The organism is Akkermansiaceae bacterium, from assembly GCA_019634595.1.
Taxonomy (GTDB): domain Bacteria; phylum Verrucomicrobiota; class Verrucomicrobiia; order Verrucomicrobiales; family Akkermansiaceae; genus Luteolibacter.
The window spans coordinates 682,897-702,705 of record JAHCBC010000002.1 but is presented as its reverse complement, the minus strand read 5'-3'; the positions used below and the strand labels follow the sequence as shown (position 1 = coordinate 702,705).

At 64.0% G+C, this 19,809-nt stretch carries 13 protein-coding genes; 5 read left to right on the top strand and 8 right to left on the bottom strand.

Features of this window, described 5'->3' with window-relative positions; genetic code table 11:
- Positions 1-3: 3 nt before the first annotated feature.
- Positions 4-633: a response regulator transcription factor gene (locus KF712_08755; protein MBX3741066.1), complete on the bottom strand. Its 630-nt coding sequence runs from the start codon at positions 631-633 to the stop codon at positions 4-6.
- Positions 630-2,675, bottom strand: coding sequence for a sensor histidine kinase (locus tag KF712_08750; GenBank protein MBX3741065.1), 2,046 nt, complete (start codon positions 2,673-2,675; stop codon positions 630-632). The genes KF712_08755 and KF712_08750 overlap by 4 nt, the downstream gene beginning before the upstream one ends.
- Before the next feature lie 114 nt (positions 2,676-2,789).
- On the opposite strand from KF712_08750, the gene KF712_08745 reads away from it, so the two are divergent.
- The 4 genes from KF712_08745 to KF712_08730 all read left to right on the top strand — a co-directional run bounded on the left by KF712_08745 (position 2,790) and on the right by KF712_08730 (position 6,268).
- Positions 2,790-3,509: a hypothetical protein gene (locus KF712_08745; GenBank protein MBX3741064.1), complete on the top strand. Its 720-nt coding sequence runs from the start codon at positions 2,790-2,792 to the stop codon at positions 3,507-3,509.
- Positions 3,506-5,137 (top strand): FAD-dependent oxidoreductase, encoded by a 1,632-nt coding sequence (locus tag KF712_08740; protein MBX3741063.1) that lies wholly within the window; start codon positions 3,506-3,508, stop codon positions 5,135-5,137. Before KF712_08745 ends, KF712_08740 begins: the two co-directional genes overlap by 4 nt.
- Before the next feature lie 130 nt (positions 5,138-5,267).
- On the top strand, positions 5,268-5,810 hold the full coding sequence (locus KF712_08735) for a GNAT family N-acetyltransferase (protein ID MBX3741062.1): 543 nt from the start codon (positions 5,268-5,270) through the stop codon (positions 5,808-5,810).
- On the top strand, positions 5,807-6,268 hold the full coding sequence (locus KF712_08730) for a hypothetical protein (protein MBX3741061.1): 462 nt from the start codon (positions 5,807-5,809) through the stop codon (positions 6,266-6,268). Before KF712_08735 ends, KF712_08730 begins: the two co-directional genes overlap by 4 nt.
- Positions 6,269-6,576: 308 nt before the next feature.
- On the opposite strand, the gene KF712_08725 is transcribed toward KF712_08730, so the two are convergent.
- The 3 genes from KF712_08725 to mpl form a co-directional block, all read right to left on the bottom strand.
- The gene (locus tag KF712_08725; protein MBX3741060.1) at positions 6,577-7,434 is read right to left on the bottom strand and encodes a sugar phosphate isomerase/epimerase; all 858 of its coding nucleotides are present in this window, start codon (positions 7,432-7,434) and stop codon (positions 6,577-6,579) included.
- Positions 7,435-7,527: 93 nt separating this feature from the next.
- Positions 7,528-11,361: an autotransporter-associated beta strand repeat-containing protein gene (locus KF712_08720; GenBank protein ID MBX3741059.1), complete on the bottom strand. Its 3,834-nt coding sequence runs from the start codon at positions 11,359-11,361 to the stop codon at positions 7,528-7,530.
- 283 nt (positions 11,362-11,644) lie between these two features.
- Positions 11,645-13,030, bottom strand: coding sequence for a UDP-N-acetylmuramate:L-alanyl-gamma-D-glutamyl-meso-diaminopimelate ligase (mpl, locus tag KF712_08715; GenBank protein ID MBX3741058.1), 1,386 nt, complete (start codon positions 13,028-13,030; stop codon positions 11,645-11,647).
- Between the two features lie 219 nt (positions 13,031-13,249).
- Between mpl and KF712_08710 the strand changes: the two genes are divergently transcribed.
- On the top strand, positions 13,250-15,856 hold the full coding sequence (locus tag KF712_08710) for a hypothetical protein (protein ID MBX3741057.1): 2,607 nt from the start codon (positions 13,250-13,252) through the stop codon (positions 15,854-15,856).
- 161 nt (positions 15,857-16,017) lie between these two features.
- Here the strand turns inward: KF712_08710 and KF712_08705 are convergent, their stop codons facing one another.
- From KF712_08705 to KF712_08695, 3 genes are read right to left on the bottom strand one after another with little or no spacing between them, the layout of a single operon-like run.
- Positions 16,018-17,013: an ABC transporter ATP-binding protein gene (locus tag KF712_08705; protein ID MBX3741056.1), complete on the bottom strand. Its 996-nt coding sequence runs from the start codon at positions 17,011-17,013 to the stop codon at positions 16,018-16,020.
- On the bottom strand, positions 17,010-18,644 hold the full coding sequence (locus KF712_08700; protein ID MBX3741055.1) for an iron ABC transporter permease: 1,635 nt from the start codon (positions 18,642-18,644) through the stop codon (positions 17,010-17,012). The genes KF712_08705 and KF712_08700 overlap by 4 nt, the downstream gene beginning before the upstream one ends.
- Before the next feature lie 14 nt (positions 18,645-18,658).
- Entirely contained in the window at positions 18,659-19,684 is a 1,026-nt protein-coding gene (locus KF712_08695; GenBank protein MBX3741054.1) for a Fe(3+) ABC transporter substrate-binding protein, read from the bottom strand.
- Positions 19,685-19,809: the final 125 nt, after the last annotated feature.

Here is a 19,809-nt window from a genome sequence, read left to right as displayed (position 1 = left end):
GATCTACTCCCGCAGGATGCCGCGCCGCAGGGCTTCGCTGATGGCCTCCGCACGGACGTTGACGCCCAGCTTTTCGTAGATCTTCCGCAGGTGGTGCTTCGCCCCGTCCTCACTGAAGCCGAGCACGCCCGCGATTTCCTTGTTGGTGAGGCCCTTCGCCACGAGGTCGAGAACCTCCACCTCGCGCTTCGACAGCTCCGGCAGGGCGGCCCGCTCCCTTGCCAGGTCGAGGATTTCCTTGGGAAACCACTTCCCTCCACGAAACACGGTCCGGATGGCCTCCGACAGCTCCGGGAGCTTTGATTCCTTGAGAAGGTAACCGGCCACCCCCGCCTTCAGCGCCTGGTGGATTTCCTCCTCCCGGTCAAAGCTGGTCAACAGGATGATCCTGGCATCCGGAAACTCCGCGCGCACCCGCTCCGTGGCCTGGATGCCGTCGAGCTTCGGCATCCGCAGGTCCAGCAGGGCGATGTCCGGCTGGTGCTCGCGGTAGAGCGCGACGACCTCCTCCCCGTCCCCGGCGGTGGCCACCACCTTGAACTCCTTCCGCAGCTTCAACAGCGACTTCAGACCCATCAGGACGATGTAGTGGTCGTCCGCGAGCAGCAGACGGATGACGGGTGAGGCACTCATGATTCCAGCGGGACGGTGGCGGTGATGCGGGTGCCTGACGGGGAGCTGGCGACTTCCAGAGCGCCGCCCAGCCGGGCGATCCTTTCCTTGAGCGAACGCAGGCCGAAATGCCCCTCATCCGGTCCCGGAACCGTCGCGGGGTCGAAGCCGCAGCCATCGTCCACGATCTCCAGCGTGGCGATGCCGCCGGACACACCGACCGAGATCCCAAGCCTCCGCGCGCCGCCATGCCGCAGTGCGTTGGCCAACGCTTCCTGCCCGGCACGGAAAAGGTGGATGCGGATCCGCTCCGGCAGGGAGTCTATGTCGCCGGACCTGTTGACGGTGACCTCACAACCCGCACCGCTTTCACGCGCCACCTTTTCGAGCGCGGTGCCCAGATCCTCACCGGCAAGGGCACTGGGGCTCAGGTCCCAGACGGTCCTCCGCAGATCCTCCCTGCCCCGGTCGAGCAGCCGCTTCGCCAACGCCAGATGATCCTCCGCACCGATCCCCTCCTCCGCCAGGTTTCCGGCGACCTCAAGCTGCATCGCGGCTCCGGAAAGGGACTGGGAAATCGTATCGTGCAGGTCCGCGGCGAGGCGCATCCGCTCCGCAGCCACCAGCTCCGCGTCATGCCGCGCGCGGATTTCCCTCACCAGCAGGTCGCTCCTTTTCCCCACCCTCCTCCGCAGCACCACCACCCACAGGAGCGCCCCCGCGAGCACCGGCCCCAGCGCCATCAGCACGCCGCCCACCGTCAGCCATGACCGGTTCCCGCCGATCTTGATGGCCCGCGCGTCGGGCAGTTGCAGGTCGAACACATCCGCGCCCTTTCCGTAGCGTCCCGCCACATCGCTGAAGCCCACGCGGCACACGCCTTCCACCACCACCTCCACGCCGGGCTCCAAGCCCTCAGGCAGGACTTCGCCTTCCGGCAGGACCGCCCGGAAATCCCGCTTCTCCGCCGCGATCACCAGCGTCTGGCGGCCTCCCTCCCGGATCGTTTCCTTGAATCTCCCCGCCATCCTCAGCAGCCGGGCCTCCCGGTCCGTGCCGCCGCTTTCGTCCAGCAACCGCTGGGGGGAAATCTCCTCCGGCTCCACCAGACCCGCCGCACCGGTCCGCTCCACCTCCGCATTCTCCAGCACCACCCTGCCCCCCGCCAGCGAGGGGAATCCCGCCGCCACCACCCGGTCCCCCAGCCGGAGTGCGGCCGCCGCATCCGTCCGCAGCCGGATGGCGTGCCCGCCCCGCTGCAGGACCAACTGCCCGTCGGGCCACGAAAGCGTGACCACCCCGCCCGCCACCGCCCGGTGCGCCATGAAATCATCCACCGGCAGCACCAGCAGCTCCTCCAGAGATCGCTCCCGCATCTTTTCCCAGTCGTCCGGCGCCTCTTTCAGCACCTTGATTTCCTGCGGATCGGACACCGTCACGAAGGTGCTGAACGGTTGGAAATTCGGCCCGCGCCAGGAGTTGCACACGCCCCTCACCCTCACCTCCACGTCCGGCACCAACTTCGCCCGCACCGCGTCGTCGAAGTGCGATACCCACACCCGCAGCCGCCTGCTTTCCGGGCCGAAATCCAGCACCAACCTCGTCGGCGGCACGCCTTCCTCGATCTTCGCAGCACGAATGACTCCCTGGAACTCGATGTAGTTCGCGTCCTTCGATCCGTCCCTCAGTTCCAGCGGGCTTACCTTCATCGGCTCCGGCAGTCCGACGATGGGTCCGGCCGACAGTTTTCTCACCCTCACCCGCGGGCTGGGCGTCTGTTCGTTCGTCACGCCCTCGATCTCCACCCGCTGCCCGGCCACCACCTTGTCGCCCACCCGCTCATTCAGGCTGGCGACCAGTCCTCCCGTTTCATCCTGGATGATGAACTCCGGATACTCCTTCCCGCGCACGGATGTCACCACGCCGGAAATTTTCACCGGCAGCTTCTCCGCCAGCCGCGTGGGTGCCATGGCGCGCAGTTCCGCGGAGGTGGTCAGCACCTGCCCCGCGGACATCACCTGCAGGCAGGCGAAGATGGCTGGGATCTTCAGGGCACGGAGCATCGGAGGAACATCACGGATCATCTCGCGGCTGCCCACTACACGTCCGTGTAGTGGACCACTTGCCCATGGAATACCATCCTGATCCAAGCTTCCGGAATCCTGTTCCGCAAACCCATGAAAAAAACCTCCGCCCTCATTCTCATGGCCTGCCTCGGTGGGGTTGCCATGTCCCCCGCTGCCACCGTGGCGTCCTACCAGTTCGATGGTGGCAGCGCCACCCCCACATCATCGGACACGGATCCGAACTCGACGGCGCAGCCGTTCGGCGTCGGCTCCGGCATCAACGGTGGCGCCCTCCGCTACTCCACCTACAACTATACCACCGGCAACCGTTCCGCGGCGATGTTCACCGCGGAAACCAACGGCACCGATGAAATCTCCACCGTCGCCGCCAACGACTACTGGACCTTCACCGTCACGGCGGTCACCGGCACGCTCAACCTGGACACCCTGAGCTTCAACTATGGCGGCTCCATCAACATCGAAGGCACCATCTTCGTCCGGTCCAGTGTCGATGCCTTCGCGACCACGATCTATACCACCGGGGCCTACCTCGTCGCCAGCGGCGCCGGAGTCAATGGCTTCACCCCGCCCGGCGGCTCGTCGCCGCACCTGGCCCTCATCAACCTGGCTTCCAATCCCGCCTACCAGGGCCTCACCTCCGTCGAGTTCCGGCTCTATGGCTTCGACAACAGCTCGACCACCACGGACACGGGCGGAGTGCGGATCGACAACGTGCAGCTCACCACCATTCCGGAACCCTCCGCCCTTCTCACCGCCGGCTTCCTTTTCCTTCTTCCCTTCACCCGCAGACGCATCCACAGAACATCATGATCCGATCCCTACGAACCATCCCTTTCCTCGCGGCGCTCATCGCCGCCGCCCACGCCCAGGACACCATCAAGGCTGATGTCTGCGTCTATGGCGCGACGCCCGCCGGCATCAACGCGGCCATCGCGGCCAAGCAGGAAGGCGCGAGCGTCATCCTCATCGAGCCGTCCCGCTGGGTCGGAGGCATCCTCGGCGCGGGCATCAAGACGAAGCAGGACTGTCCGGAACCGAGGGCCGTCGGCGGCCTCACGCAGTCGAAGATTTTCACCTTCGGGAATTTCCCCAGCCTGCTGCGCCGCGATTTCGAGGCATGGCTGAAGGCGGAGAACATCGAGATCGTCCGCGAGCACCGGGTGAAATCCACCACCAAGGAAGGAGCGAAAATCACGACGCTCACGCTGGAGAACGCCCCGCCCGACAAGGAAGGCATCCCGATCCCGGAAGCGCTCCCCGGTTCCCCTGAAAAGCAGATCCAGGCGAAGGTTTTCATCGATGCATCCTATGAAGGCGACCTGATGGCAAAGGCCGGGGTTTCCTACTCCGTGGGCCGCGAAGCCGCCTCCGAGTTCAACGAGGAACCGGCGGGCGTGGGCAAGCAGACCAACTGGACCCCCATCGATCCCTACGTGAAACCCGGCGATCCCACCAGCGGCGTGCTGCCACTGGTCGATGCCGATCATGGCAAGCCGCTGGGTGCTGCGGACGACTACACGCAAGCCTACAACTACCGGTTCTACGTCACCGATGATCCCGAAGCGCGCGCGGAGTTCGGCGTCCCGGAGGGATATGACGCGGCGCAGTTCGAGCTGGTGGGACGCTTTGTGGAGCACCTGAAGAAGCAGCACGCCGCTGATCCGAAGAAGCTCGACGAGAGGCTTTCCGCGATCTTCCCCGGCTGGATGAACTCCGGCGAATACAACTACCAGCGCAACTCGCTGGTGACGATGGCTCCGCTGAACCTCTCCCGCTTCTATCAGGATGGCGACTACGCCACCAAATCCAAGGTCTGGAGGCAGCACCGCGACTACCTCGCCGGACTGCACCACTTCATGTCCACCGACCCGCGCGTTCCGCAGGAGTTCCGGGAGAAAACCGCGAAGCTGGGACTGAAGCTGGAAACGCACCCGGACACCAACGGCTGGCCGAACCAACTGTATGTCCGCATCAGCCGCCGGATGGACGCTCCCTACAAACTTTCCCACAAGGACGTGCTCAACAAGACGGACGAGAAGGATGCCGTCGGCCTCGCCCTCTACGGCGTGGACACCTACCCGCCGCGCCGCTACGTGGCGAAGCACCCGGAGAGCGGAGAGATCGGCGTCGCCACCGAGGGCAATATGTTCATCGGCGGACCGAAAGGCACCGGGCATCCTTATCCGGTTCCCTACCGCTCGATCACGCCGAAGGCGGAGCAATGTGAGAACCTGCTGGTCCCCGTCTGCTTCAGCGCCACGTACATCGCCTACGCCTCCGCGCGGATGGAGCCGGTCTTCGCCGTCCTGGGCGAGTCCTCCGGCGTCGCCGCGGCCCAGGCGGTCAAGGCCGGACAGAAGGTGCAGGAAGTGGATGTCCCGAAACTCCAGGCACGCCTGAAGGAGCGCGGGCAGGTGCTGGCGTGGGAGCCGAAGTAAGAGTCCTTCACCAACTTTTCCCGAAACCCGGCCTCCGCGAGGGGTCCGGGTTTTTCTTTCGCATGGCGCACCAGCATCAACCGTCATGCAGACAAATTTTCCGCCCGGCGGATTTTCCCAATGAATGCGAATGCCGGATGAAATCCAGATACGCGACGCCGTTCCCGCCGATGCACCGACCATCGCGGAGATCCACGTTGAATCGTGGCAGGCTGCGTATGCCGGAATCCTGCCGGATGGACACCTTGCCGCTCTCTCCGTCGAAAAACACACCGCGTTCTGGGAACGCGAGCTCGCCGGACGCGGAAGTATCACACTGGTATCCGTTCGGGGAGGATCGATCACCGGCTGGGTTTCCGGTGGCGGCAGCCGCGATGACGATGGGGCGGCGACATCCGAGATCCACGCCATCTATGTCTCCCCTGATTGCTGGGGCGGCGGCAGCGGAAAGAAATTGATGGAGGCCATGGAGGGCCATTTCCCCTCCGGATCTCCCACCACACTGTGGGTGCTGGAACAGAATCAACGAGGGATCGGTTTCTACCAACGGCTGGGCTTCACGGCAGATGGCGCATCGAAGAAAATCCGAATCGGCGGGGCTGAGGTGGCGGAGATCCGCCTGCGGAAGGAATGGACTCCACGGGAAATTTGGCAAAGGATGGCAGAACCATGAAATCGTTCATTCCAGCGTTGGCATGTCTGGGCTTGGTGTTCCCGTGCTCCTCGCATGCGGAGGAGATCCTGTTCCATGCAGGACCTACGGTCGCGGTGCCGGATGCAGTGATGCTGGACCCGACACTGAAGGCCGATCCGAAGGGGGATGACCTCCAGTTCATCTATGAATTCTTCATCAGCCCCGAGCTGCTCGCGCGGCTGCCCCACGCATCGGGCATGCCCCCGCTTTCCGCCGCGAAGGCGATCGAGTTGGCATCCGCTTCGGTGGAGCCGAAGCCGGAATCCGGTGGACTGCCTGTCCGGAAGCTCGACCTGTTGGAGGACAACAAGGCCGGGAAAAGGATCAGTTACTATCTCATCACCCTGAAGGTGGACGATAACGCCGAAAGCCATCGGGTGGTGCTGATGGATGGAACGGTGCTCAAGCCGAAGCTGAGGAGGATCACGGATAAGTGACAGTGGCAGGGACCGCATTCCATGCGGTCAGGCTGGGGACGGCGGCTGATGCCTTGGGATGACAGTGGCTGATGGGCCTCTTTCAGAGAGAATCAGGGATGATGCCCACATGGATGGTATCCCGGGATGAGGGACATTTCCCCAACCTGACCGCATGGAATGCGGTCCCTGCCACTCACGCGAGTTCTCGGCTCAACCCAGGATAGGGCTTTGCGAAACCGAGCGGACTGAAGTCCGCGCTCCGTTGATATAAAAAAGCCCCGGCCGCGGGGTGGCGCGGGCGGGGCTCCGTGAATGCGGCGGGCGGATCAGCCCTTGCGGGTGGCGGAGTAGGCGCGGAGGTAGCCGACGCACTGGGCGATCTCCGTCACGTTGTTCTTCCAGTTGAATTCGTACTCGATGGTGACGTTGCCGGCGAAGCCGTGTTTGCGGACCTCATCGAGGATGGCGAAGTTGTCGATCACGCCGGTGCCGAACGGACGGTCACGGCTCGGCTTGCCGACGATCTCGCGGTCCTTCATGTGGAAGGAACGGACGCGCGGGGCGATCTTTTTGATGACCTCCAGAGGGTCCAGCCCGGAGGTGGCCCAGTGGCCGAGGTCCGCGCAGAAGCCGATGTTCTCATGGCGGTCCTTGATGGCGTCCCAGATGGTGTCCGGGTTCCAGAGGGCGGTGGGCTTCGGATGGTTGTGGAAGCAGACCTTCACGTCGTATTCCTTCGCCAGTTTCTCAAGGGTATCAAGGGAGCCGAGCGACTCGGTGGTGACGCCGTAGAGGCCGAGCTTTTTCGCGAACTCGAACACCGGGCGGGCCTTTGCCTCATCCTTGTCGATGCCGGTGACGCCGAAGTTGACGGCGGCGATCTTGTTCTTCTCCAGATGGGCCTTCAGCGCCTCGATCTTGTCATCCGCCATGTCCGGTCCCACCTTGGTCTCATCCTCGGGGGAGAGCTTCTGGCCGGGGAAGATCTCGACTCCGGTGGCACCGGCGGAGGCGGCTTTCTCGATGGCTTCGAAAAGGGTGAATTCCTTCAGCGACCAGCACTGGACGGAAATGGCGAAGCCGGCCTGGGTGGCGGCGGAGGCCGGGATGGGGGCGGCTTTCGAGCGGAGCGAAAGAAGGGCCGCAGCGGCAGGCACCATCGTGAGGAGTTTGCGTCGGTTCATAGGATTTGCGGGGGAAGAGTGAGCGAAAAGAGAAGCGGCGCAACTCCCGAATCCGGGAGCCGCGCCGCTGAAATGCCGGGAATCCTCCCCGCGTCAGGGGATTTGGGCCCTCAGGCGATAGAACACCTTCCCCGGAACGGGAGTCCTGTTGTCAGTGACGGTGACGGTGCCTGCGGACTCCGACACGGTCGCGCTCGCGCCCACGCTGCTGATCATCGCGGCACCCGCGGTGCTCGTCGCCAACACCGTCCAAGAGGACGACGTCAGATCCGGGCTGGCTTCCAGATAGAGGGTCAGGTCGCTGCGGACCGGGCTGGTCGCACGGTTGAATCTGACAGATCTGGGGCTGCCGGCCACCTGAGTCAGAACCGATGGAGTGGAACCCTTCGGGTTGCTGCCCACGGCATACTCGATGCCGTTCTTCACACCGTCGAAGTCCGCGTCGTAGTCGGCGGCGGACTCACCCGTGCCCAGGTTGTTGTTGCTGACCCACTGCTGGTAGGGGGTCATGATCGCGCCGACATAGAGCGATCCGGCTCCGTCGACGCTGGCATGCGTCACCTTGCCCGCAGGCTGGGCAACCCCGTCGATCATGACGGCGGCGACGGAGAGATCACTGGTCACCTGGAGCGTGCCGGTGCCGCCGGAGGCCGGTGTGGCGATGGAGATTCTGGAGGATGAATGCAGGTTCCCGGTCCCTGCGATGAGTTTGCCCTCCTGGATGCGGGTCTCCCCCTTGTAGGTGTTCTGGCCTGCGAGCTGGAGCGTGCCGGCTCCGGACTTGATGATCCCTGAGGCATCACTGCCACTGAGGACCCCCTTGAGCAGCGCGTCAACGGCCGCACTGCCATTCGCCACCTCGATGTTCCGGCTGCGGCCGTTCAGGTTGATGTTGTTGCGCAGTTCCAGCATGGCGTTCGATCTGGCGGAGGACAGCTTGAAGGTGTAGTCCCCATCCGCCTCGGAATCCGGCTGGGTGAGGAAGCGCTCAGCCCCCCAAGTGAGATCCTGGCTGATCGGAACGCCGCTGCTATCCGTGTTCGCGAAGTGCACCACCCTCCTGGGGATCGGCACCGTAGGGGTCGGCGCAGCATTGGAATAAGCGCTGAGCCCGGAATCCCCGTAAAATGCGATGCCGCCGGTCTGGCTGGTCCTCAACGGCTTCGTGAAATCCACCTCATCCCATTCGGGATAAAGCCCCAGCCGGAAGAAGTCCGCGCCCAGCTCGAGGACACCACCCGCGGCCACCCGGAAGTTCCCCTGCGTCGCGAAAAGGATCTGGTTGCGTGAGATCCGCACCGCGGAGCCATGGACGAAGAAATTGTCCGTCTTTTGCAGGAAACCTGAATATTCGGTGAATCCGCTTCCGCCGATGATAAGGAACTGTTGGTCGAAATCCCCGGTTATCTTGAAGGTGGCGTTCGGCTGGAGATAGTTGTGGAACCAGATCGGCTGGGTGTTGGAATTGAAATCGTCAATGTTGTTGATCGTCACATTGTTGTTTCCCGTGATCAGGATGCCTTTTCCGGTCGAGGTGGGCGTCATCCGGGTGCCATTCATGTTCAGGATGATCTCATTGTCGGTGGAGACATCGGGAGCGGTTGAGTCAAAGGTGATGGTGTGGAAAAGCAGATTCTCAAGGTTGCCGCTCCAAACGCCGGTGGCGGAATAGTCCCCTTTCGTGACCCTGTAATTCTTTGTGAGATCGTTGAAGGCGGCGGTCGAGCCGGATGGGATGTTGGTCAGGGTGGCTTTGACCAGGTTGCCCGTGGTTATTCCGCTCAATGTCGGGAAGCCGTAGGTCCCATCCTTGTCCCGCAGGATGATGTTGGCGCGTCCATTCGTCTCGGTGGAGGTATTCGCCTGCAGCACCCCGCCCACCACCCTGATGGGGTTGGTGGTGCTCCCCACCGAAATGGAATTGTTCGGATTGCTTGAGATATCGATGAGGTCATTCCGCTGGGTCTGTCCCGCACCGTCGAGAGAGGTCATGGTAAGGTTCACCCTTCCCTCGAATCTCAGCGTGCCGGCGGTGTGCTGGTTGACCGCCAGCCGGAACGTGCTGAAGGTTTCCTCGGTGCCGGACGGTTTGCCCTTGATGCGGATCTCCCCCGCGTTGAGATGCACCTGACCGGTGCTGATGGGATCTCCGTTGGTATAGTCCAATGTGAGGAGTCCGCCGTTGTTGCGGGTGGTGCCGGTATGGGCATTCGTGCCGGTGAGCGTCCACGACGCCGTGCCCTGCTTGGTGATGGACACCCCGCCGCCCGTGTTGGGGATGATGCTGTCGATCCTGTTCTCACCCGGTGCATAGCCGGTGAGAGTAAGGTTGCGGTTCGCGCCGCTGGTGACAATGCTGCCGGGATTGGTGAAACGGAGGGGACCGTGGCCGGACGAATCGATCACGGAATTGCCGCTCAGAGTGAACAGCCGGTCGGTCTGGGCTTCCGGTCCGACGTACATCAGGCGCCCGCCGCTGAGGACCAGGTTTGCCGCAGCGGAGGGGGAGCGTCCGATCGAGGAGTTCTGGCCTCCATTGGCGATGTGGTAGAACCGGAGCGGGCCTTCACGAATGACGATTCCACCGCTGTCACTGCGACTCCCCAAAAGGGTGAGGGTGCCAGGGCCACTCTTGGCAAAGGCCCGGGTGCCGGAGAGAGCACCGTCCCACGTGAAGTCTGCCAGAGCGCCCATACCGTAGGCGGCTGACCCGCCGCCGCCGATTGCCATGGAGGGCAGGGCGGCATACTCACTCTCGGAGAAACCACCCGGGCCGACCATGGCGACAATGGTGTTGGCGTCTCCGGTAAGGATGATGGGATTCGGGATCGACCCGGCGGCCTGAACGGAAGTCGGCCGGGTGAGCGTGAGCGATCCTCCGTTGAGAGTGATCTGCCCTGTTCCGACGAATTGGTTGTCACCGGAGAGAGACAGACTGTTGGCCCCGACCGCAATGGTTCCTGCAATCGTGTTGTTGCCGGACAACGCCAGATTCCCGGTCCATACAGTCACCGGCCCGGTGAGGTTGTTGTTCGCGCTCAGGATCAGAATACCACCACCTGATCTGTTGACGTCCAGTGTGTTGCTACCTTGGATGATGGGCCCCGATATGGTGGCGGTAATGCCGCTGCTGGCGTTGACGGTCGCATTTCCGGTGAGGGTCACGGAGCCGGAGAGCCTGGCGCCGATGGTATCAAAGCGGATCGCCCCCCGGTTGCCGCCCGCGCCGAGGCCGGTGATGGAGAAATTCGGGGTGAATTGAGCCGCGGAGGCGAGAATCATGCTCGAACGCTCCCCGACGGTGACGCTGGACAGGTTGTTGAGGGCGGCTGGGTTGAGGGCTTCGACAAACATCCCCTCGTTCCCCGTGTTCGCGGAGAGCGTCAGGTTTCCCGTCCAGGAGTTGCCGCCGGACAACCGGAGCATGGCCAGGGTAGCTGTCGTTGTGCGCGCGATGTTGATGTTGTTCCCTGAAATGACGCCGGTGATCCGATGGCGCTTGGTATTCGTATCAGTGCCATCTGATCCCTTCACGTCGATGGTCGATCCGGCCGCCAAAGCAATCTGCCCATCGCTCAGGATGTAGCTGGACAAGCTCGTCGCATTGAAAATCAGCCCCGCGGCGTTCACGGTGCCGGAAACGGTGATCAACCGGCTCGCATCGGTCGTACCGGAGATCCCCGCGCCGGTATTGGTTCCGAAATGGGCGATGTTTCCGGCCGCATTATTCCACGGCACGGTGGCGGCGCCGTCCCACCAGGTGGAGCCGCCGTTGGTCCATGTCCCGGCGGCCTGCTGGGCTTCAGCGGTGACCGAGTCGGTATCCCAATACCAGGTGGCGGCCAGAGCCGTGGACGAAGCAAGGGGGGGCAGGGCAGCCAACGCCAGGACACGACGGAGGAAGGCGGGAAGACGAGAGGGTTTCATGGGGTTTTGGGGTTTTCGAAATGTATATACACCAAAAGGGCTTGATCCCAACCCCAATCTTTCACCGGCCCCCCGGCAATCAAATTTTCCAGCCAAATAAGGGGAAAACAGCGGAAATAAGCGTCCGCAATCCGGCGAAAGCATCATCCACCGCGAAGTTTCCCGGGACGTTCCCCCCGGGGCTGGACCAACGGGTGCTCCTGATGCCCGGCCACTTGTGGGGAATAAATTCACTCCGGACCGCCGGAGATGCCGGGCACGAACACCAGTGCGCCCTACCTTTTCAGGCCAGGGCGTCCAGCAGCTTGCCGTGGATGCCGCCGAAGCCGCCGTTGCTGAGGACGGCGATGACATCCCCGCTGGCGGCCCGCTCGGATACGTAGGCGACGATGGCATCGACATCCGCGAGGTAGGCGCATTCGCCGCCCAGTCGGCTGATGTCGTCCGCCAGCTTCACGGGGTCGAGGCGGTCGTTTTCCGGGATCTTGTGGAGATCCGGGATGGCAGCGACCACGGCACAGTCGGCGGTGGCCAGCGCTTCGGCCAACTCATTCTGGAAAACGGCACGGCGGGTGGTGTTCGAGCGCGGCTCGAAAAGCACCCACAGGCGGTCGCCGTTGAATTTCTGGCGCAGGCTCTGCACCGCCAGCTTGATGGCGGTGGGGTGGTGGGCGAAGTCATCGACCACCTTGATGCCGTTCACCTCGCCCTTGAGTTCCTGGCGGCGGGCGACGCCCTCGAAATTCTCCAGCCCGGCGCGGATTTCCTCCGCGGAAAGCCCGGCGAAGGTGGCGGCGGCGGCGGCCATCGCGGCATTCCGGACGTTGAATTCGCCCGTCATGCGGACGGAATAGGGCACGCCACCGAGGGTGAACGAGCTGCGCTCCGGCTCATAGCTTACATTTTCGATCCGCAGGTCGCAGTTCTCGCCGAGGCCCACGCGGGTCACCGGGCATGGCGCGTTGGCGGAGACGTCCAGGCAGTTGGGGTCGTCGCCATTGACGAAGGCGCGACCGCTGCGGGGGACGATGTTGAGCAGGCGGCGGAAGGTCAGCTTGATCTCGTCCAACGAGTTGTAGATGTCCGCGTGGTCGAACTCGATGTTGTTCACCACGACGCAGTCCGGCAGGTAGTGGAGGAACTTCGAGCGCTTGTCGAAGAAGGCGGTGTCGTACTCGTCGCCCTCCAGCACGTTGAATTCGGAGTCCGGGAAATAAGCGCCGCAGCCGAGATTCTTCGGCAGGCCGCCGATCATGAAGCCGGGGTTTTTCCCCGCGTCACGGAGGACCGACGCCAGCATGGAGGAGGTGGTGGTTTTCCCGTGGGTGCCGGAGACGACGAGGTTCCGTTTCCCGCGGAGGAAGAACTCCTTCATGACCTCCGGCAGGGAATGGTAGAGCAGCTTGCGGTCGAGCGCGGCTTCCGCCTCCGGATTCCCGCGGGAAATGGCGTTGCCGATGATGACCACATCCGCATCCGCCGGGATGTTCTCCTCCTTGTAGCCTTCCGCGATGGTGATGCCCTGGCCCCGCAGGAAGTCGGACATGGGCGGATACACCGCGGCGTCAGAACCGGTCACGGTGAAACCGCGTTGTTTCATGGCGGCGGCGACAGCCCCCATGGCGGTGCCACAGATGCCGGTGAAGTGGAAGCGGGTCTTGTCTGCCATGTAGCGGTAAAATGCGTGAGTCGCGGGATGGTGGATGCCCCTGCCCGGACGTCAATCATCCGTTTCCCCGTCATTTTGGGAATGGACACCGGAGGCCATCAAAAAACAGGCTTCTTGGCCATATGGGCAGGTCGGGCGATCCCGGCAGCCATTTGTGAAAGAATCTCCGCTTCCGGAAGGTTACGGCTGACCCTGACAACTGCCCCAACCCGATCCTCCATGTCCTCGCTACGAAACCTACCCAAACCACTGAAATGGGGGCTGCTGGCCTCCACGATCCTCTCCCCCGGCCACTTGATCGCCGCGGAAACCAAATGGGAGCAGGCGGGCTGGGGCGGCGGCGGCTTTTTCTGGGCAGCGGAGTACCACCCGACGAAGAAAGGGACCATCTACCTCGGCGGCGATGTCGCGGGGATCTACCGGACGGACGACCACGGCAAGCAGTGGAAGATGATCAACAACGGCCTGGTTTCCTATGCCGTCTATTCGGTCGCCGTGGACCGGACGAATCCCGACACGGTCTATGCCATCACCGAGGACGGGGTGAGCAAGAGCACCGACGCGGGGGAGAACTGGAAGACACTGCCCAACACCGGGAAAAAGGAACTCCGCATCACCGCGGAGCGCGACAAGAGCGTGCGCGCGCTGGCGGTGGACCCGACGAATGGGAAGAACCTCTACGCGGCGAGTCCGGGTGGGAAGGTCTATAAATCCGTGGACGGCGGGGAGACGTGGACCGTCTCCTGGTCGAAGGAAACTGAAAGCGGCGGGGATTCGCTGCGCGTGCAGTACGGGAAGGTGAACGCCGAATTCTTCGGTGACATCGCCATCCCGGTGACGGTCCCGGCGACGGCGAACACGTCGGAACTTTCCGGAGTCGGCTTCACGGTGAAGGGCGACGGATCGACCGCGAAGGATTCCTATTTCACGGCACGGACGAAGTCCGGCATCACCTACCGGAGCAAGAACCTGGCCCCGCATTACAAAAGCACGGAGTGGCAGGACATCGTCATGGGCGCGGCGGATTTCATCGTCGAGCCGGGCTACGCGAAGAAGAACCCGGACGCGGCGGCGAAAAACCCCACCCCAGACTGGGCGGCGATTGATCGTTTCGATCTCGCCATTTCCGGCAACCTGCCTGCGGAGCAGACGGTGCTGGAGTTGAAAGAATTTTTCTTCACCAGCGGTCCGGCGGACAAACCGGTGAAGGCGACCATCCGTGATTTCAAGACGGACAAGACGCTGCAGTTCTTCGGCAACATCAAGCTCGGCCCGGTGGCGGCCGGGACCGTGTATGCGGTGAACATTTCATCGAAGAACCCGTCGCTGGTGCTGGCAGGAACCCAGAATGACGGACTGCTGCTGAGCAAGGATGCGGGCAAGACCTGGAACCGGGTGGGCACGCCGCCGCAGGCCGGCAGCTCCGCCTTCGACCCGACGAACCCGGACATCATCTACGGGGCCTTCCACAAGGACGGCATCCACAAGTCCACCGACGGCGGCAAGACCTGGGCGCCATCCTCGGAAGGCATCGAGAAGGGCATGGAAATCATGGAGGTGGTCGTCAGCCCGACGAACCCGCTGCATGTCTATGCGATCGGCAGCATCAGTTGGAATGGGAAGTTCTATCGCTCCGAGGACGGAGGGAAGACGTGGAAATCCTCATCGAGGCTGAAGGTGGATCCGGTGGGGAACCCGACGCTGGACAACGTCTTCAACGGCATGTCGGCGCTCAGTGCGCCGACCAACATCGCGGTGAATCCACGCGACGGGAAGGAGCTGTTCATCAGCGCGAACTGGCGGTGCCCGCATAGCACGGACGGCGGCGTGACCTGGACCGAGCGCGACGCGGGGGCGGACATCTCCGTCATCACGGACGTGCGCTTTTCCAAGGGCCGGACTTTCGTTTCGGTCATGGACGAGGGCACGCTGGTGAGCGACTCCGGCGGAAAGACCTGGCAGCAGCTCTGGCCGCTCTCCCATGTGCGCGGTTTCAGCGGCCACAACTGGCGCGTTGCCGTCAATGAAGTGGCAGGCAAGGAACGCGTGATCGCCACCGTTTCCCCATGGGACGATGGCAGCCAGAGCACGGTCCTCAGCGAGGATGGCGGCAAGACGTTCAAGATCATCAAGGAGGGGCTTCCCGAAAAGCGGCTGAAGAAAAGCACAATGTGGGGCCGGGGCTACCCGCGCGCGCTGGCGGTGGATCCGAAGGATCCCAACATCGTTTACATGGGCCTCGATGGTGATGCGGAGGACGGCCACAATGGCGGCGGGATCTTCAAATCGACGGACGGCGGTGCTTCGTGGAAGCAGATGCCCAACCAGCCCGGCAGCCGCCGGATGTTCTACGGCCTGGCCGTGGACCCGACGGACTCCAAGCGGATCTTCTGGGGTGCCTGCGGCGCGGGCGGAGGCATCTGGCGCAGCGAGGATGGCGGCAACACCTGGCAGAATGTCTTTGCGAACGAGAACTTCGTCTGGAACCTCCACGTCTCCACGGACGGGGCCATCTATGCCTCCGGCGCGCAACTGCACCGCAGCACCGACCATGGCAAGACCTGGAAGAAGCTGACGAACTTCCCGCAGCACATGTCCACCGTCGGACTGGAAGTCGATCCGGGCGACCCGAAGACGATCTGGGTTTCCAACATCAACTGGGGCAACACGGCCATCGGTGGCATCCACAAGTCCACCGACCACGGCGCGACCTGGACCGACATCACCGGCGACATCCCTTTCGTGAAGCCGATGGTGCTGCGCTTCAACCCGGCCACCCGCGAGCTGTGGGCCGCCGGTGTGGGACTCTACAAGACGAAGCAGTAACACTCCCTGCCAAACACCTCCCGGGGCGGATGGTCCATGACCGTCCGCCCCTTTGCTTTTGCGCCGAGATCACGCGGCAGCGGCCCCGCAACCGGATGGCTGCCATGGATCATCGGCGGGACGCCGATGTCACGGCCTGCTGCGGGACGCAGCAGCCACGTTCACCGCCGGGCGATCAGCCAGGTCTCGCCGACCGCGACCGGCTGGTCTCCCGGGTGGTGGAGCTGGATGGTGAACACACCATGGACCTCACAACGGCAGTCGAGGATGATCTCATGGTGGGTGCCCCGGAAGCGGACGGTGGTGATGACTCCGGTGATGCCTTCGCCGGACTGGACGAGGGCGAGTGATTCCGGCCTGAGCCAGAGGCCTTCCGCTTCCGGACCGGGGCCGATGTGGAGGCAGGTGGCCAACTGCCCGGGCGGCACGAAGTTGCAGGCTCCGAAGAAGGAGGCGACGTAGGCATTCGCGGGGCGGCCATAGATTTCCGCAGGGGTGCCGATCTGCTGGATGGTCCCCTGGTTGAGCACGACGATGCGGTCGGCGACGGTGAGCGCGTCCGCGGTGTCATGGGTGACGAAGACGGCGCTGCTGCCGTGGCGTTTCAGTACGCGGCGGGTTTCCTCACGGAGTTCCTCGCGCAGGCCCGCATCCAGGCTGGCGAACGGCTCGTCGAGGAGCAGGAGTTCCGGCTTTGGCGCGAGGGCGCGGGCAAGGGCGACACGCTGGCGTTCGCCGCCGGAAAGCTGGTGCGGATAGCGGCCACCGAAGCCGGGCAGGCCGACGAGCTCCAGCAGGGAGCGGACGGTTTCCGCGCGCTCCGCCCGGGGCAGCTTGCGGATGCCATAGGAGATGTTCTTCTCCACCGTGAGATGCGGGAACAGCGCGTGGTGCTGGAACACCATGCCGATGCCGCGCTTCTCCGGCTGGATGCCACGACCTGGCGAGGAGATGACGCGGTCCGCCAGGGTGATGGTTCCTTCGTCCGGCGACTCCAGCCCGGCGATCAGGCGGAGGAGCGTGGTCTTCCCGCTGCCACTCTCACCGACCAGCGAGATGATCTCCCCCGGAGCCGAGGCGAAGGACGCGCCGTGGACGGCGGGCCGAACTCCGCCGCGGTAGGTTTTCGAAAGGTTGTGGATTTCCAGGAGATTCATTTCGAGGCGGGGCGCATCAGGCGGACGAGTGGGATGAGGCCGAGCAGGCCGAGCGCGACCATCAGCAGGCCGGGCAGCGCCGCTTCCGGGATGCGGCTCTCATCGGTGAGGCGAAAGGTGAGCGTGGCGAGGGTCTCGAAGTTGAACGGGCGCAGCACCAGCGTCATGGTCAGTTCCTTGAAAACATCGATGAACGCGAGCGTGGCCCCGGCAACCAGCGCGGGACGGATGAGCGGCAGGTCCACCACCCGCAGCGTGCGCAGCGGACCGGTGCCGAGCATGCGGCCCGCCTCATGCAGGCTGGCGGGCAGGCGCTCGAACGCGGCGGCCGCGGGCTGGATGCCCACGGCGAGGAAGCGGATGAAGTAGGCGAGGAACAGGCCGAAGGTGGAGGCGCTCAACGCGAGCCACGCCCAGCCGGGAAAGTCGAAGGCGAGGACGGAAACGAGCACTCCAGTGCCCACCGCCACCATCGCGCTGGGATAGGCGTAGCCGAGGATGCCGGTCTGTCGGGCGAGCACCAACCACCGGCCGCCATACGCGCGGCAGCCACCGACGAGGATGATGGTCCCGACCACCACCAGCAGGGCGGCACCGGAGGCGAGCAGGAAGGAATTTCCCGCGGCGCGGAGGTTGTCCGGCCAGTTCATGACATCCCATGAAGCGAGGGTCCAACGCAGCAGCCGCCAGCCTGGGATGACGAAGCCGAGGACCAGCGGCAGGCCGCAGGCCAGCCACGCCAGCGCCGTTCCGGTGATGCCGGCGTCCGCACGGGTCAGCGGCATGTCCGGTGAGTCCGACGAAAATTTCTTCCCTCCACGCTGCCAGCGCTCCGCGGCGAGCAGCACGACGACCACCGCCATGAGCACCACGGCGAGCCGCATGGCGGAAACGAGCTGGCCTTCATTCCACGCCCGGAAAACGCCGGGGGTGAGAGGCGACAGGCCGAAATGGGAAACCACGCCGTAGTCATTCACGGCCTCCATCGCCACCAGCGCGGCACCCGCCGCCACAGCGGGGCGGGCCATCGGCAGCGCGATGGTGAGGAACCTGCGGAAGGCACCCGCACCCAGCAGGCGCGCCGCCTCCAGCGGACCGGCCGCCTGCCGCGCGAAGACCGCCCGGCAGCTCAGATAGACATAGGGGAACAGCGTGGCCGCGAGGACGACCGTGGCGAAGATCCACGGCATGATCTCCTGCGACTTCAGGAAGGCATCCACTCCGAAGTTTTTCCGGATCCAGATGTAGAAAGGAATCAACCCGCGGAAGGCATCGACATAGGCCACGGCGGCGATGAAGCCAGGCATGGCGATGGGCAGCAGCATGGCCACCTCGAAAAACCTGCGGCCCGGGAAACGGCAAGTGGAAACGAACCACGCGGCGGGCACCCCGAAAACGATGGAGAGCGAGGTGACCCCGGCGACCAGGATCAGCGTCTGGCGCAGGTAGCCGGGCAGACGCTCCTCAGAGATGCGGGTCCACTCCTCCCCGCCGGGCATGCCCGCGCGCCAGAGGACGACCAGCACGGGCACCAGCACCACCAAGGCGGGGAGCCAGACCCCGGCAACCACGAAACGTCTCCCGGCCGCATGGCGCGGCGGGAGGGGTTTCGCGGAACGATCGGCAGGCATCCGCCCCATCCGAATCACTTCCAGCCCGCTTGGTCAAAGATCCTTGTCGCTTCCGGCTGGCTTTCCGACATTTTCGGAAAGGTTTCCGTGTCGATCTTGAACTTGCCCCAACTTTCGTGGGTCGGGCTGAGGGTGACGTCACCGTTGACCGGATGCTCGTAGGTGCTGTTGGCGATCATCTTCTGGATCTCCGGGCTGACGAGGAACTCCAGGTAGGCCTTCGCCTGGGCGACGTTCTTGGCGTGCTTCGTCACACCCGCGCCGCTGACATTGCACTGGGCGCCGCGGCCATCCTGGTTCGGGAAGATCACGGTGACGGCTTCACCCGCCTTGCGGTCCGCCTCGTCCTTCGAGTTCAGAAGCAGTCCGAGGTAGTAGGTGTTGGAAATGCAGACGTCCGCCAGACCGGAGGCCACGGCCTTGATCTGGTCGCGGTCACCACCCTGCGGCGGGCGGGCGAAGTTCGAGACGACGCCTTTCGCCCACTTCGCGGCCTCATCCTTGCCGTTCGCGCTCACGATGGAGGCGAGCAGGGACTGGTTGTAGCTGCTGGTGGAGGAACGCGCCAGCAGGCGGCCACGCCACTCAGGCTTCGCGAGGTCCTCATAGGTCTTGATCTCACCGGCTTTCACGCGGTCCTTCGCGGCGAGGATGACGCGGGCGCGGAGCGTGTAGGGATACCAGTAGCCTTCCGGATCGCGCAGTTCCTTCGGGGAGGCGTTTTTCAGCACTTCCGAATCCAGAGGCTGGAGCAGGCCCTCCGCCTTGGCGCGCTGGAGACGTCCGGCATCCACGGTGACGAGAAGGTCCGCCGGGCTGTTCGCGCCTTCGGTTTTCAACCGCTCGATGAGCTGGTCCGCATCCGCGTTCACGACGTTGACCTTGATGCCGGTTTTCTCGGTGAAGAGGCGGTTGATCGCCTGGTCCCCGGTGTAGTGGCGGTGGGAGTAGACGTTGAGTTCATCGGCACGTGCTCCGAAGAAGGATGACGCCGCGGTGACGGCGGCCAGAACGAGGAGAGGCTTGCGGGATGGTTTCATCACCCGGAATCGAGCCGCGAAATGCCATTCGGGCAAACCAAAACCTTGACGGTGGATTGCTTTTCCCAAGCGGCTGGTGTTTCACCCCCGCATCCGAACCGCGGCGCACGATGCCTCCCCGGGCC